Consider the following 15,974-nt stretch of genomic DNA (forward strand, 5'->3'; position numbering starts at 1 on the left):
ATTTTATTTTTCAAGTTCTTCTTATAAAAACATGAGTTATTTATTAGCACTCGATCAGGGAACAACTTCCAGCCGGGCAATTGTTTTTGATGAATCAGGCCGCATTCATGCCACTGCACAGCGTGAAATTCATATACAGACTCCTCATTCCGGTTGGGTGGAACAGGATGCACAGGAAATCTGGACTACACAAATTGCCGTAGTTCAGCAGGCACTCGCCTCAGCACATTTGCTGGCAAAGGATATTAAAGCATTAGGTTTAACCAATCAACGTGAAACTACAGTCGTGTGGGATAAACGTACTGGTCAGGCACTTACTTCTGCCATTGTATGGCAGGACCGTCGTGCATCCGACTGGTGTAATCAGATGATTGAACAGGGCCACATGCAGTTAATCCAGGAAAAAACCGGACTGCGAATTGATCCTTATTTCAGTGCAAGCAAATTGGTCTGGTTACTCGAACATGTCGAGGGACTGCGTACACTGGTTGATCAGGGACATTTAGCGTTTGGAACAATTGACAGCTGGTTAATCTGGAATCTGACACAAGGTGCTGAACATGTCATCGAAGCGAGTAATGCTTCACGAACCATGCTCATGAATCTGCAAACCCAAAGTTGGGATGAAGAGCTTTTAGAACTGTTTAATATTCCATGTTCCGTATTACCTAAAATTATCTCATCTGACTGCTATGTTGCAGATACCGCCAGTGGACTTTTGGGCTCAACCATTCCAATCATGGGAGTTTTAGGTGATCAACAGGCTGCACTATTTGGTCAATCCTGCTTTGAGGCAGGTACAGCCAAGAATACGTATGGTACAGGCTGTTTCATGTTATTTAATACAGGCACTGACGTCCAGTTCAGTCAGAACAAGCTGCTGACTACCTTAGCTTGGCAATGCCAGAATCAAGCCCACTATGCACTCGAAGGGAGTGTCTTTATGGCGGGTGCAATTATGCAGTGGCTACGTGATGGTTTAGGGATCATTCAAAAAAGTAGTGATACTGAAAAACTGGCAGCACAGGTTAAATCCAGTGAGGGTGTAGTTTTAGTGCCTGCTTTTACCGGATTAGGCGCACCGCATTGGGATAGTGAAGCACGGGCCATGATTTGCGGTATGTCACGCGGAACTACAAAAGCACATATTGCACGTGCCTCGCTAGAAGCAATTGCCTTTCAAGTTTCTGATGTATTGTCTGCAATGCAGGCTGATCTGGATCAGCCCTTAAAAGAACTGCGTGTAGATGGTGGAGCCAGTTGCAATGATATGATGATGCAGTTTCAGGCAGATTTACTGAATGTACCAGTGTTACGGCCTAAACTACAGGAATCGACGGCATGGGGCGCCGCAGCCATGGCGGGGCTAAAAGCTGGAGTATTTAATAGTCTGGATGATCTTTCAGCTTCCTGGCAACTGGAGCGAGAATTTATACCGCAAATGTCAGAAGATGAGCGTCAGCAACATTTAGCGCGCTGGAAAGATGCCCTACAGCGGGTACGGTCCGACCTAAACTAATTCAACAAGAGTAAATAATAAAAAACCAGGCCAAGCCTGGTTTTTTCATCAGTGTGTTGGCCCCGTTGCAGCGCCTGTTTTTGGTTTTGGACACAACCAGATAATCAGGCCAGATACAACAAATACCAGTGAAAATAGCAAAAACACATGGTCAGCCGCTAATGTGAGTGCCTCTTTGTTTACCAGATTGGAAATCATCGCTAAAGCACCTTCCGGACTCATACCACTTTGGACTAATACATGTTGTGTCGGTTCAGGGTTCAAGCTCGACACAATTTCACTGCGTGCCAGTTTGGCATGATCATCCCACATCGTGGCAGACATAGAAGCACCTATTGCACCTGCCATCGTTCGCATAAAACTCATCAGACCAGCAGCAGAGGCTATTTCCTGAGGCAATACCGACGCCAGAGCAATATTCGACAGTGGAATGAAGAAAAATGGCACTGCAAAACCTTGTAGAATCTGTGGAATTGCCAATGCCATAAAGTCTGCTTCCGAGGTCCAGAGTGCTCGCATAAAGGTCACTCCACCCAAGACTAATAGACCGAAACAGGCCAAGGCACGCTGATCATAACGGGTAGAAAGCTTGGCAACCACAGGAGACATAGTCAGGCTGCCAAAGCCCATTGTTGCTGTCACATATCCGGCCCAAGTCGCAGTATAGCCAATATTGATCTGTAGCCACTGTGGAATCAGCACAATACTGCCAAAAAACGCACCGAAACCAAACGATAAGGCCAGTACTGAAATCGTGAATCCCCGATGCCTGAAGACCCGTACATTTACGATCGGATTATGTTCGGTAATTTCCCAGATTAAAAATACGATAAATCCGGCAATCGCAACTGCAGCCAGACTGTTGATAAGATTACTGTGAAACCAGTCATGTTCATGACCTAAATCTAGCATCAATTGCAGGGCACCAATCCAGATTACCAGCAGGATAAGTCCGATGTGGTCAATCTTGAGCTTATTTAATGGGGTTTCAGCACTTTTGAGTAGGCTCACTGCTCCTAAAGCGCAAATAATACCGACTGGAATATTAATAAAGAAAATCCAGTGCCAGGAAATATTATCGCTGATTGTACCGCCAAGAATTGGTCCAAGAATCGGTCCAATGACGGTAGTCATCGCCCAGAGACCCATCGCCTGTGCATGTTTTTCCTGTAGGAAAATCCGCATAAGCAGAGTCTGGCTCAGTGGCATGATCGGCCCGCCAAAAAGCCCCTGCCCGATACGGCAAATGACCAATAAGGCCAAGCTGTTTGAAAGGCCGCATAATACTGAAAAGACAGTAAACCCGATGACGCAGGCAACAAAGGTACGGACCACTCCAAAGCGGCCAGCCAGCCAGCCGGTTAATGGTACGCAGATTGCTTCGGCAACAGCATAGGAAGTAATTACCCAGGTGCCTTGTGTACTTGAAACAGCAAGGCTTCCAGTAATATGTGGTAATGAGACATTGGCGATGGTGGTATCAAGGACCACCATAAAGTTAGCCAGTGCCAGCACCAGCGCTGCAATCAGCAGCCGTCCGCCTTTAAGGTCGGCAAAAGGTGTGCTTTGGCTATTCATATTGAATTACCTGGTCAGGTCAACCGTTGCGTTCATGGACAGCCCTACCCTAAGCGGATGCTGTGCCAGCTCTTTCGGGTCAAGTGCAATCCGTACTGGTAGACGTTGAACCACCTTGATCCAGTTTCCTGTGGCATTCTGGGCTGGAATTAAAGCAAAAGCAGCTCCAGTTCCCCCGGAGAAGCCTAAAACCTTGCCATGATAAACCACCTCATCACCATAGAAATCTGATATCAACTCTACAGCCTGACCGGTTCTGACTTTTGCCAGCTGACTTTCTTTAAAATTAGCATCGACATAAAGCTGGGCCACAGGAACCACCACCATCAGTGAGTTTCCCGGTGCTACACGCTGTCCGACCTGCACATTACGGCGGCTGACCACACCATCAAGTGGCGCACGTACTTCTGTCCGTTCCAGATCGAGCATCGCCTGCTCTACCCGTGCCTGGGCAATCAGTACATCGGGAGTAGAGCGTTCAGTGGCACCACGAATCAGTGCTTCGTTGGCGGCCAGTGTGCTTTGTGCTGCTTTACGGTTAGCCTCAGCTTGAGACAGACCCGCTTGTGCTAAGGTCAAGCTAGCTCGTGCGGTATCTAACACGGTTTGCGCACTGCTCATTTCTTCTTTGGAAATTGCGCCTGTTTCTGAGAGCTTGCGACGGCGTTCATAATCAGCCTGAGCCTTGGCAAGATCAGCCTCTGCCTTCTTAACCTGTGCCTGAGCACTGGCAATCTCATCAGCGCGTACCGACACCTGTGAATTTAGTGACTGGCTGTTGGCCGAGGTTTGGTTATATTGTCGTTTGGCTTTGGCCAGTTCTGCCTGTGCCTGCGCCAGAGCAATTTTAGCATCACGCGGATCAATACGTACCAGTACATCTCCCTGTTTGACTTGTTGGGTATCCTTGACCAGCACTTCTGTAACCTGTCCGCTCACCATAGAGGTAATCTGGGCAGTATCGGCCCCTACGTAGGCATTATCTGTAGAAACCGAACGGCTGGCAAAGTACATCCACAATGCATAGATCAGCACCGCGACAATAAAAAGAATCGCTACAATTTTAAGAAGTTTTTTTCTTTTATTGGGAGGAGGGAAATCGCCAGAAGAAGTGACTTGCGCCGGGTCGAGATCATGAGCTTGAGCATCAGTCATAGGCTATTCCTTTTGAATATGGACCAAAGCACTGTATGGGTGAAAAGACCTTGTCTGGAGCCTATCCAACTTTTATTTGGGGCTTGTTTTTCATGCAGGGCTTTGGAGAAGGAGATGGATTTTAATGCAGCTTTAAAATAAATGTCGCAAAAAAAATGTAACTGGCAAGTTCTCTTTATATGAGAAAGCTCTGCCGATTCCCCAAATAGAAACTCCAGTTTTATAGAAGTTTTAGCATTTAACTCCAAAGTCGGTTTTATCTCATCTGCATCAGGCCATCTTGCTTTAACTGTTTTTCTAATAGGCATAAGACGCAATTGCTGTGGCAATCGCCTTGTTTTCATCATTGATCATGGTCATACGCATGGTACAGCCTTTACGTCCTAATCTGAGCGTTTCAGCACGTGCAATAAAATGCTGTCCACGGCCCGGAGCCAGATAATCAACCCGCATATCAACAGTCGCCAGTCGGGAGACTTTTTTAATAGTATCTGCCAGTTGCTCTGCAGGCGCGCGCTTATATAGCTCACCCATGGCAACAATACCACCGATACTGTCCAGCAAAGTTGCAGCCACACCACCATGCAGAATCTGGAAAGCCACATTACCGATCATATAAGGCTGCATTTCAATGTAACCCTCAATTTGCCCTTCAACGACCCGCATAGTCATGCCATTATGCTGAAAATAGGGAGAACTGTTAAAGGCCTTGCATAACTGTTTAAGCACCACATCAATATTGACTTTCGAGCCCAGATGAATATTGCCAGTCCAGCTTTTATTTGTCTCGTTAACCATTTGCCCGAATTACCTTTATTGAATAAATAAATAAATACCGTCGCCCTAAACCCAGATTATGGGTCTACAATAGCGGGTAGTTTAATACTGATGATCGAGATTGTTATGACTTATACGTTCAATCGTCCTGCATTTCCTGCCACCCGCATGCGTCGTATTCGAAAAAATGAAAAAATGAGATCAATGGTCAGGGAAACGCAACTAACAGCTGATCATTTGATTTATCCCGTATTTGTGTTACCTGGACAAAATCAGAGCCAGGATATTCCAAGCATGCCGAATGTACAGCGCCTCTCTGCAGACCTATTACTAAAAAAAGCGGAACGTCTTCTGGAACTCGGAGTTTCCAAGCTGGCATTATTTCCGGTGACGCCTCAAGAAGATAAAAGCCTGACAGCTGAGGCTGCATGGCATGAAGATGGTCTGGTACAAACTACTGTTCGCCTGCTGAAAAAAGAGTTACCTGATATGATACTTATCACGGATGGTGCACTTGACCCGTATACGACTCATGGCCAGGACGGTATTATTGATGCTAGCGGCTATGTACTTAATGATGAGACTGTAGAATGCTTGATCAAGCAGGCATTAAGCCATGCTGAAGCAGGTGCAGATGTGATTGCACCAAGTGACATGATGGATGGACGCATTGGTGCAATCCGTCAGGCGCTTGAAGCCAATGGACATATTTATACCAGTATCATGGCCTATTCAGCAAAATATGCTTCTAGTTTCTATGGCCCTTTTCGTGATGCGGTAGGCTCGGCCAGCAATCTGAAAGGTGGCAATAAATATAATTACCAGATGGACGTAGGTAACCGTGCCGAAGCCCTGCATGAAATTGCCCTAGACCTGCAGGAAGGCGCAGACATGGTGATTGTCAAGCCAGGTATGCCGTATCTCGACATTGTGCGGGAGGTGAAATATACTTTCGGTGTACCTACTTTTATTTATCAGGTAAGTGGCGAATATGCGATGCTGGCAGGCGCGATCCAGAATGGCTGGCTGTCCGACAGTGCCATCCTTGAATCATTACTCTGCTGCCGTCGGGCTGGTGCGGATGGAATCTGGACCTATTTTGCTGAAGAAGCAGCTCTTAAACTTAAAGCGATGCAGTAAAATTCGGACAGGATAATGAAGATTGCCATTATTGGAGCCGGAATCAGTGGACTGCTTACGGCACTTGAGCTTATAGAACAGGACTGTTCAGTTGATATTTTTGATCAGCCCTACAGCGGGAGTGCCTCTTGGGCAGGCGGTGGAATCCTCTCTCCAATGTATCCCTGGCGTTATACACCCGCCGTAAACCAACTGGCTCAATTTGGCAAAGCTTTATACCAGGAATGGAACCAGAAGTTGCAACCGGTTTCAGGAATAGATTTTCAGATTCATGAAACCGGCATGCTGATTTTTGACCAGGAAGATTTTAGGCAGGGCCTGAGTTATAGCCAGCAATTTCAGGAGCCAATGCAAATCTGTGAACTTATACAGCATGAGCAGCTTCGTCAGATTAACCCGCATATTGCATCTGGTTTTAAAGAAGCCCTCTATTTCCCCCAGCTTGCCAATATTCGTAATCCACGGCTATTACAATCCATTCAGAATTATTTAAAAACGCATCCTAACGTGCAGTTTTTCGAAAATACAGCAATTCAACAGCTTGATATTCAACATGGACAGGTTATGGCTGTACGAGACCAGAATCTTTGTAGTTTCCAGGCCGATCAGTTTGTACTGACTACAGGTGCCTGGTCTGAACAGTGGTCTAGACAGTTAAATATCCAGTTACCGGTAAAACCGGTACATGGGCAGATGATTCTGTTCAAGACACCAGAGAACTGGTTACCGACCATGTGCATGAACCGGGTAATGTATCTGATACCACGTTCTGATGGCCATATTGTCTGTGGTTCGAGCATGGCTCATCAGGGTTTTAATACTTCTATAAACCCTCAGACTTCAGAAAGTATTTTAACTGCATCTCTGGAAATGGTGCCTGAACTGGCCCAATTTCCCATTGTGAAACAGTGGGCTGGGCTGCGTCCCGGTTCTCCAGAAGGTATCCCTTACATCGGAAAAATACCAGATATTAATAATTTATGGGCGAATTTCGGGCATTTCCGTAATGGTCTCTGCATGGGGCCTGCATCTGCCCGCCTGCTGCGTCAGCTCATTCTTAAGCAGCCGCCCCTGATTGAGCCTCAAGTTTATTCACCTGAACGCTTAATTCCTCAAAGTTATGATAGGGTTCACTCAACGGCCAGCTAAAAGCAGATGATCATTTCTCATCTAAAAGATCGGTAAGTGCACTATTTAAATCTGGATATTGAAACTCAAAGCCTTGTTCCAATAAAGCTTGAGGCATTACAAACTGCCCATTTAATACCAGTTGTGACTGTTCACCCAGCATTGTTTTCAATACACAGGCTGGCATACTCAACAATGGTTTTTTATGTAATTTAGCAGCAGCTATTTCAGCAAATTTTCTCTGAGTGCCCTGTTCTGGCGCTACCAGGTTATAGACTGCCTTTGCCTCACGCTGCTGTAAAATAAATGTAATGGCACGCACCACATCATTAATATGAATCCAGGTTACCGGCTGAAGGCCATGACCGATCTTGCCGACCAGATTAAAACGGATTGGCATAAGCATCTGTGGCAATATCCCGCCGTTTCTGGCAAAGACTACTCCAAGCCTGATAATACTAACCTGTTGTCCGGGATTGTTTTTTGCCTGATGTTCCCACCGCTGACATAGCTCGGACATAAAGATATCCTGCGGCGGTGAGCTTTCATTACAGTATCCGCTCCACTGTTCTTGTGGATCAATACCATAGTACCCTATCGCAGAACCTGAAATGATGCGATGTGGCTGTATCCTGTTCTGTTGTAGCCATTCAAATACTTGACGTGTTGTCTCAATCCGGCTATTGATCAGTTCAAGTTTGCGCTTTTCTGTCCAGCGTGACTGGCCAATATTCTCACCTGCCAGATTAATTACATAATCAATCGGTTCCTGACTGATCTGTTCCAAACGGTGAATATATCGCAAACCGGCCTGAGAAGAGCTTCTATTTGGATTACGTGTCAGACCAATCACCTGATAACCCTGCTGAATCAGGTAAGCAGCAAGATGTTGGCCAATAAAACCGCTGGCACCGGTGATTAATACCTGTGGTTTCTGCTGCATCATGTAGTCCTCTTATATTTTTTAGTCAGATGAGCCAAATTTATGCTGAGCCATACGCTGGGCTTGTGGTCCATAGAACCAGTATGTCAGTAAATATAAAGGAATGGCCATGAGCAGACACATAATTGCAACCAGACTCAAAAATTGCGGGTGCTGAAGATACAGCATAAAATTCTGCCATATTTCCGGATCTTTTCTTGAAAACCACACTAAACCTAGAACCAGAAAACTCAGGTTATAACCCCAAAATATCAGGGTAAATCCCAAAGTCAGCCTTTTTCTTTCCCGCTGGCTTGGCGCACGGCCCTGTTGATTTAAAAACTTGTATAGGGTAATGATCATCGCGGCCATATAAGGAATAATAGTCAAAATACCGCCCAGACCCGCCGGTAATAATGCAGAGACCACGCCTACCACTAAGGTAAGTCCCAAACACCAAAGGAAAAACTGCAAATAATATCTTGTAAGCGAGGGCATTTGACCAGTCCTAAAACAACAGATTTTTTTCAGTATAAGCCGGATAAAAAGTTTTTTTAATTTTTTTGCATTTCTTTGTCAACCAAATCCGAGGACATTACGTTATATAGGGTACAAGGCCAGCAGCAACCGCAAACGATGCATGGCATCCGCATCTGTTTACGGTGGCCTTTACTTATCAAAGCAATAACTTGAACTTCATGGCGAGTGTATATCCTGGTATCACTCATCGAAGTTTCCTTCCTTGGCCGACGATTTACTCATCACTCGAATCGTCGGCTTTTATTTTGCCTGTATATTTTAGCTTGCTACTTTAAAACCCTTTATTTTTATTGATCCTTATAAGCTTTAAGCTGGCATACAATAGATTATCTGCTGGCAACTAGCCAAGTACAGGCGGAAATGCTTATAGTATAGCCTTGCAGTGGTAGCATTGGGTTTTGGGGCAGGCATGGCGGTACGTTTTTTTCATACTTCAGATTGGCACTTGGGGCAGTTTTTCTATAACCACTCGCGGCAGTATGAACATCAACAGTTTCTGACCTGGCTTATAGAACAGATTAAAGACAAACAGCCACATGCGCTACTAATTGCTGGTGATGTTTTTGATGTGATTAATCCGGCATCTAGTGCTCAAAAGCAGCTCTATCAATTTCTGGCCGATGCGCACTCTGCTGCTCCCCATATGCAAACCCTGATGATTGCCGGCAACCATGACTCTGGTTATCGTCTTGAACAGGTTGAACCTTTACTTGAGAAATACAATGCAAAAACAGTCGGTATCGTGCGCTGGAATACCGAGCATCGTCTTGATTTCGACCGGCTGATTTTACCTATTCATAATGAATATCAAGAAATAGTTGCCTGGTGTATTGCACTGCCCTTTTTACGCCCGGCTGAAATTACCGGTCATGGTGAAGCAACCCAAGACAGCCAGCAGGCAATCGAATACATACATCAGGCACTTATTAAGGAGGCCTTGCAGCGTAAAACTGCAGATCAGGCATTAATTCTTATGTCTCATGCACATATGCAGGGTGCTGATGAATCTAAAGAGTCGGAACGGCCCATCATTATTGGCAACCATGAAGCACTTTCGACTGAACTGTTTAGCCCTGAAATTGATTATGTGGCTTTGGGTCATCTACATAAACCACAGAAAGTCCAGTCTCCACATGTCCGTTATAGTGGCTCTCCGATTCCTCTTTCATTTAGCGAACTCAACTATAAACATCAGGTACTTGAGGTCAATATTGATCCGGATCTATCTGAGAATAGACTCGAGATGAATCCGCTTTATATTCCGCGTACTGTACAGCTACACCGCTTGAGCGGTGAACTCGATGAGGTATTAACGCAGCTTACCTTACTACCTGCAGGAGAAATTTCTGATATCGACCAGCGTGATTATCTTGATATTGAATATTATAGCCTGACTCCGCCTCCACCTGACTTACGCAAAAAAATTGAAGATCTGCTCCCACCCGAGCGCTATCGGCTGGTGCGGATTAGCCGAAAATATTTACAGCAGAGTTCATCTGAAGTTCATGCATCTAAAATTGATCTGGCACCGCCAACCCCTGAACAGCTCTTTGAACAGTTATGGCAAAAAATGGGCTATAGTCAGGATGAACAGGTCAAGCAAGATTTTATGACACTACTGCAAGATGCACAGCAGTCAGAACATAAAATGAAAACGGCGGATAATACATGAAAATTGTACGCCTAAAACTCCAGAATCTGGCTTCTTTAGCAGGTGAACAGGAGATCAATTTTGAGGCTGACCCTCTACAGCATGCTGGTCTGATTGCTATTACTGGCGCCACAGGTGCAGGAAAATCGACCCTGCTGGATGCGATGTGTCTGGCATTATTTAATAAAATTCCCAGATTAAAAACCCATGAAGGTAAGCTCAAGGATGTCAGCGGCCAAGACGTACAGATTGATTCAACCCTCAATATCCTGCGGCGAGGAACAGCCCATGCCTATAGTGAGCTTGAGTTCATCGCCCAGAACCAGAAACGCTATATTGCCCGCTGGGAATTAAAACGTGCACGCGGACATGCCGAAGGTAAATTACAGGCAGTGCAGCGTGCATTGGTCTGTGTCACTGATGGCAACATGCTTACAGACAAGGCTAAAGAGTGTGATAAACAGGTATTGGAGCTGATTGGCCTGAGCTTTGAACAGTTTACCCGGGCCGTACTTCTGGCGCAGTCAGAAGTTGGAGCGTTTTTAAAAGCCAAAGACAATGAGCGGGCTGACCTGCTGGAATACCTGACCAATTCCAATATTTTCAGTCTGGTGGGTAAGGCTGCGTTTGAACGGACCAAAATGGTCCGGGTACAGCGAGAAAAATTAAATGAGCTGATTGGCCATGTAGAGCTGCTCAGTACTGAACAGATGGCGCAACTCGAAGATCAATATAAAGCACGACAACAGCAAGTGCAGCAACTTGAGCAACACCGCCAGATTTTAAGAAATGAGCTGCAATGGCATAAAAGTCACGACCTGCTCTACACTCAGATACAGGCCAAGCAGGAGTTTTATCAGGTCCAGCTGGATGCCAACCAGAAGCTGGGTGAACAGCGCCAGCGTTTACAACAGCTTGAGCAGTTCGCCTCCATTCGTCCAATCCTGCTTCAGCAAAAACGCTGTGAGCAGCAATTGCAGAATCTTGAAAAACAAATTTCTCAACACCAGCAGTTATTCCAGCAGGTTTGTGAGCAGTATCAGGCAGCACAAAAAAGCTGTCAGGCAGCCAGAACTGCAGTAGAAAATGAAAAGCTGCGTCAGAACCAGCTAGCTCCCTATTTGAATCAGGCCAAACAGTTCTTGGACCAGCGGAAGCTAATTGAGAGTCAGTATACGCAGGTACGCAATAAACTTAAGGAAAAAACTGCTGAACAACAGCAGCAACTTGAACAGTTACAGCAGGCACAGCAACAATATCAGCAGCTGGAAAATATACAGCAGCAACTACAGCAGCAACTTGCACAAAGCCAGCAATTGTGCGGTTTTGATAGTGAACCGCAAGCCAGTTTACAGCACCTGAAAGCCTATATAGCTCAGGCTCAACAGGCATCGGAACTGTACACGCAAGATCAAATTATCCATCTTCAAATCCAGCAGGATTCAATTGAACAGCAACTTCATAAACTGGTTCAACATGCAGGTGATGCCAACCAGCTTGAACAAAAACTGCGTGATTTGTATCAGCAGCGTGAGCAACAGCTGGAACGCATCTACCAGTTTGAACAGCTCCAACACCAGCTTGAGCGCTGGCAGATACACTATATTGAACATCAAAGCCTCGACCAGAATATTCATCAATTAAAAAGTGAGATTCAAGAGCTGCACAATGCAATGCTGGAACAGCAATCAGCTTATGAGCATGACAAGAAAGAGCGTGAACTGTTACAGAAGCAATTACAGCAACAGCGTCTACTCTTTTCAGAAAATATTGAGCAGTTACGTGCAGCTCTGCAGCCAGATGAACCGTGTATGGTCTGCGGCAGCCAGCAGCATCCTTATCGTGAACAGCAGCATTTACTTGAGAAATCATTGCTGGCTATACAGGAACAGCAGGAAAAAAATTATCTGCAAAAAGAACAGGAAGCTCAAAATCAGTGGCTGGCTGCCCGGCAGCAGTATCTAAAACAGGAAACCGTCCTGTCACATTTGCAGCAACAGCAGCAGTACTCTCTTGAACAGATACAGCAATTACAACAGCAGCTTCAGCACAAATACAGTTTTTCCGGGCTAGAGCTTCTATGGGAACAGCCCCCCGAACAATTGCTTTTAAAACTAGGAGAGCTACAACAGGTTCAGCTTAAAGTACGTGAACAGCTTGATTTTAATATTACAGAAACTCAAAAGACCCAGTCGCAGTATAATGAATTGGTTCGGCAACTCGAAAAGCTTCGAGCACAATGTATCCGTGCACAGCAATTACAACAGCTCGCTACTCCAATTTTAAAGAAACTGCCTTCAAGTCAACATTCAGACTGGCATGACAATAGCCTTCAAGAAGCACAACATATTTATCAGGTCTTCCAGAATCGCTTGTTACAGCTTGAGCAGCTAAATACTCATAAAGGCTCAGTAGAGCAGCTAAACCTAAAATTACAGCCTCAACAGCTTCAATATCAATATTTAAATACGCAAATTGTTCAATTAGAGCAAGAGCTGGAACAGCTCAAGCAGCAAGGTCTAGATAATGTTACACAGGTTAAAGAATTAACGCTGAAAGTTGCCGGACAAACTTACGAACAGGCCCAACATTGGCTGGATGACCTTACGCAACAGCTTTCTATACTGGAACAATCCTGCTTAGAAAAACAGCAGTATTTTGAAGGACTTCAGCAAAACTATCAGCAGCAGCAATCCAAAATTTCTCAATTTCAGGCGACCCGGCAGCATGTTCAGCAGGAATATACGAATATATATGCCCAAGTTCAACACTGGCTCAATGATCATCCTGACTATTCCCCTGAACTGATTGAGTTTTTAGTATTACAAGATGCGACAGAAGAACAGCGAATACGTCAATTGATTCAGGCGAACGATCGGGGTCTATCTGAGGCAAAAACTGCCTTAAATACCCTACAGGAACAGTTTGAACAGCATCTTGCTACCAAACCGGCCCATGAGTTTGAACAGTTACAGAATTTGCTTGAAAATCTGGAAATACAGCTAGAACATACTTATCAGGAACGTGATCAGCTAAGAACAAAACTGGAAATCCAGCAGCATAATTTGCATAAGCAGCAACAGTTTCAAAAACAGATTGTGCAGGTACAGCAGGAAGAATACCGTTGGAGCCGTATTTCAGAGCTGATTGGCAGTGCAGACGGTGCACGCTTTAAAAAACTTGCTCAGGAACATCACTTGGATATTCTGGTCGAATATGCCAACCAGCAGCTTCAACCATTAGCACCACGCTACCAATTGCAACGAATTGAAGACAGCCTGGGACTGGCTATTATTGATCACCACATGAACGGCGAAGTCCGGCCGGTCCTGTCACTCTCTGGCGGAGAAACCTTTTTGGTTTCACTCGCATTGGCACTGGCAATCGCCAACATGGCTTCAGGTTCCATGAAAATCGAATCTTTATTTATTGATGAGGGTTTCGGTACGCTAGACCCGGCATCTCTACATGTAGTCATGGATGCACTGGACCGTTTACAGGGTCAAGGTCGTAAAGTAACCTTAATTTCACACGTACAGGAAATGCATGAGCGTATTCCTATCCAGATTCAGGTGAAAGCGGTTGGCTCTGGCGCCAGTCGGATTCAAATTGTTGGTTAATATAAGGCAGCTTCATTTTAAACTGCCGGCAGATTTGAAAATAGTTGTTTCGGTGCTGATTATACTTTATCTGAATAATCCCGGGTGCCAAATAGCGCTGTTCCAATCCGCACCATGGTAGAGCCGGCTACCACTGCAGCTTCAAGGTCAGCTGACATTCCCATACTCAAGGTATCCCAAACTTGCGGATGGGCATGAAATGTGCGCACCTGGTTAAATAGTTGCCGGGTATGTTCAAATGCATCAGTATGGCCTGGTGCCGGTATAACCATTAGGCCACGCAGGCATAAGTTTGGAAGCTGACTGATCATCTTGACCAGCTCTGCAACCTGTTCAGGTGTACAGCCATCTTTGCTTTCTTGCCCATCAATATTAACCTGAATGCAAATATTTAAAGCAGCTCGCTGTTCAGGTCGCTGAGCAGACAGCCGCTCTGCAATAATAAGACGGTCTACCCCATGTACCCAGTCAAAATTTTCAGCCAGCAGTTTAGTTTTATTGCGCTGCACGTGTCCGATAAAATGCCATTCAATATCATTTAAATCTTGCAGGCTGTGTATTTTTTCGAGTGCTTCCTGTAGATAGTTTTCACCAAAACTGCGTTGCCCAGCCTGATACATTTCACGTAAGACGCCAGCAGAATGTGTTTTGGAAACTGCCAGTAATTGTACTGTTTCATCTGCACGTCCTGCTTTGTGGCTTGCTTCTCGAATCTGTGCCAGAACCTGATCACGGGCATCTTGAAGTTTATTCATTGACTGAGTTCTCATTTTGCCAAGTTTTTTTAAATTCCCTGTATTCAACTGTTGGTTCAGCTGAGGGAAAGCCGTATTATTCTACAAAATAATCAAGAATTCTTTTACGGTGGCGGGGACATTATGGATATTACAGAACTTTTGGCATTCTCGGTTAAAAATGGTGCCTCAGACTTACATCTTTCAGCAGGAATGCCGCCGATGATCCGGGTCGATGGAGAAGTCCGCCGTATAAATCTGCCGGCACTTGAGCATAAGGATGTACACCGTCTGGTCTATGACATTATGAATGACAAGCAGCGCCGTGACTATGAAGAACTGCTGGAAACCGATTTTTCTTTTGAAGTTCCCGGTGTCGCCCGTTTCCGTGTGAATGCATTTAATCAGAACCGTGGAGCTGGTGCAGTCTTCCGGACCATTCCATCGAAAGTACTGACTATGGAAGATCTAGGCATGGGCCAAATCTTCCGTGATATCTGTGACTACCCACGTGGTATTGTTCTGGTTACTGGCCCGACAGGTTCGGGTAAGTCAACCACGCTGGCAGCAATGCTCGATTATATTAATGAAAACCGTTATGACCATATTTTAACAGTAGAAGATCCGATTGAATTCGTACATCAGTCTAAAAAATGCCTGATTAACCAGCGTGAAGTCCACCGTGACACACATGGCTTTAATGAAGCCCTGCGCTCAGCCTTACGTGAAGATCCGGATATTATCCTGGTAGGTGAGATGCGTGATCTTGAAACTATCCGTCTGGCACTGACTGCGGCAGAAACTGGTCACCTGGTATTTGGTACCCTGCATACCACATCAGCTGCAAAAACAATTGACCGTGTAATTGACGTATTTCCTTCTGAAGAAAAAGATATGGTTCGTGCCATGCTATCTGAGTCACTTCAGGCTGTGATTTCACAAACACTCCTCAAGAAAAATGGTGGTGGTCGTGTAGCCGCCCATGAAATCATGATCGGAATACCGGCCATCCGTAACCTGATACGTGAGAATAAAGTTGCTCAAATGTATTCTGCTATTCAGACCGGCGCCAACCATGGTATGACTACCCTTGACCAAAGCCTGAAAACTTTAGTCTCTAAAGGCGTCATCAGCCCGCAAACTGCCCGTATGGCAGCAAAACAGCCCGAAGCTTTTATGTAATTTGCAATGTAATTAAGTGAGATAGCAC

Annotated in this window: 13 protein-coding genes; 6 read left to right on the forward strand and 7 right to left on the reverse strand. The window is 45.3% G+C overall.

The features are described from left to right. The first annotated feature begins 31 nt into the window (after nucleotides 1-31). The gene (glpK, locus tag AC0VYT_RS11055) at nucleotides 32-1,519 is read left to right on the forward strand and encodes a glycerol kinase GlpK (protein WP_005018953.1); all 1,488 of its coding nucleotides are present in this window, start codon (nucleotides 32-34) and stop codon (nucleotides 1,517-1,519) included. A gap of 48 nt (nucleotides 1,520-1,567) precedes the next feature. Here glpK and AC0VYT_RS11060 read toward each other — a convergent pair whose 3' ends face one another. From AC0VYT_RS11060 to AC0VYT_RS11075, 4 genes are read right to left on the reverse strand one after another with little or no spacing between them, the layout of a single operon-like run. Further along, the gene (locus AC0VYT_RS11060) at nucleotides 1,568-3,097 is read right to left on the reverse strand and encodes a DHA2 family efflux MFS transporter permease subunit (RefSeq protein ID WP_005018951.1); all 1,530 of its coding nucleotides are present in this window, start codon (nucleotides 3,095-3,097) and stop codon (nucleotides 1,568-1,570) included. A 6-nt stretch (nucleotides 3,098-3,103) separates the two neighbouring features. Continuing rightward, nucleotides 3,104-4,252: an EmrA/EmrK family multidrug efflux transporter periplasmic adaptor subunit gene (locus AC0VYT_RS11065; protein ID WP_005018949.1), complete on the reverse strand. Its 1,149-nt coding sequence runs from the start codon at nucleotides 4,250-4,252 to the stop codon at nucleotides 3,104-3,106. Beyond that, entirely contained in the window at nucleotides 4,249-4,560 is a 312-nt protein-coding gene (locus AC0VYT_RS11070) for a hypothetical protein (RefSeq protein ID WP_034430376.1), read from the reverse strand. The genes AC0VYT_RS11065 and AC0VYT_RS11070 overlap by 4 nt, the downstream gene beginning before the upstream one ends. Further along, the gene (locus AC0VYT_RS11075) at nucleotides 4,550-5,050 is read right to left on the reverse strand and encodes a thioesterase family protein (protein WP_005018942.1); all 501 of its coding nucleotides are present in this window, start codon (nucleotides 5,048-5,050) and stop codon (nucleotides 4,550-4,552) included. The genes AC0VYT_RS11070 and AC0VYT_RS11075 overlap by 11 nt, the downstream gene beginning before the upstream one ends. Nucleotides 5,051-5,155: 105 nt before the next feature. Between AC0VYT_RS11075 and hemB the strand changes: the two genes are divergently transcribed. Next, a complete protein-coding gene (hemB, locus tag AC0VYT_RS11080) occupies nucleotides 5,156-6,169 on the forward strand; it encodes a porphobilinogen synthase (RefSeq protein WP_005018940.1) in 1,014 nt (337 codons plus the stop codon). A gap of 15 nt (nucleotides 6,170-6,184) precedes the next feature. After that, the gene (locus AC0VYT_RS11085; protein WP_005018939.1) at nucleotides 6,185-7,318 is read left to right on the forward strand and encodes an NAD(P)/FAD-dependent oxidoreductase; all 1,134 of its coding nucleotides are present in this window, start codon (nucleotides 6,185-6,187) and stop codon (nucleotides 7,316-7,318) included. A gap of 10 nt (nucleotides 7,319-7,328) precedes the next feature. On the opposite strand, the gene AC0VYT_RS11090 is transcribed toward AC0VYT_RS11085, so the two are convergent. Together AC0VYT_RS11090 and AC0VYT_RS11095 are read right to left on the reverse strand one after the other, a co-directional pair. After that, nucleotides 7,329-8,243, reverse strand: coding sequence for a TIGR01777 family oxidoreductase (locus tag AC0VYT_RS11090; RefSeq protein WP_005018938.1), 915 nt, complete (start codon nucleotides 8,241-8,243; stop codon nucleotides 7,329-7,331). Nucleotides 8,244-8,261: 18 nt separating this feature from the next. Continuing rightward, nucleotides 8,262-8,717: an ABZJ_00895 family protein gene (locus AC0VYT_RS11095; protein ID WP_005018937.1), complete on the reverse strand. Its 456-nt coding sequence runs from the start codon at nucleotides 8,715-8,717 to the stop codon at nucleotides 8,262-8,264. Nucleotides 8,718-9,168: 451 nt separating this feature from the next. Between AC0VYT_RS11095 and AC0VYT_RS11100 the strand changes: the two genes are divergently transcribed. Both AC0VYT_RS11100 and AC0VYT_RS11105 read left to right on the forward strand, forming a co-directional pair. Then, nucleotides 9,169-10,431 (forward strand): exonuclease SbcCD subunit D C-terminal domain-containing protein, encoded by a 1,263-nt coding sequence (locus AC0VYT_RS11100; RefSeq protein ID WP_005404367.1) that lies wholly within the window; start codon nucleotides 9,169-9,171, stop codon nucleotides 10,429-10,431. Beyond that, a complete protein-coding gene (locus tag AC0VYT_RS11105; RefSeq protein WP_005018935.1) occupies nucleotides 10,428-14,030 on the forward strand; it encodes an AAA family ATPase in 3,603 nt (1,200 codons plus the stop codon). The genes AC0VYT_RS11100 and AC0VYT_RS11105 overlap by 4 nt, the downstream gene beginning before the upstream one ends. Nucleotides 14,031-14,089: 59 nt before the next feature. On the opposite strand, the gene AC0VYT_RS11110 is transcribed toward AC0VYT_RS11105, so the two are convergent. Beyond that, nucleotides 14,090-14,785, reverse strand: a complete 696-nt coding sequence (locus AC0VYT_RS11110) for a YggS family pyridoxal phosphate-dependent enzyme (RefSeq protein ID WP_005018934.1) — start codon at nucleotides 14,783-14,785, stop codon at nucleotides 14,090-14,092. 123 nt (nucleotides 14,786-14,908) lie between these two features. Here AC0VYT_RS11110 and AC0VYT_RS11115 point away from each other — a divergent pair, with 123 nt between their 5' ends. After that, the gene (locus AC0VYT_RS11115) at nucleotides 14,909-15,946 is read left to right on the forward strand and encodes a type IV pilus twitching motility protein PilT (RefSeq protein ID WP_005018932.1); all 1,038 of its coding nucleotides are present in this window, start codon (nucleotides 14,909-14,911) and stop codon (nucleotides 15,944-15,946) included. Nucleotides 15,947-15,974 lie beyond the last annotated feature (28 nt).

Source organism: Acinetobacter sp. QJM3NY_42 (assembly GCF_056173745.1).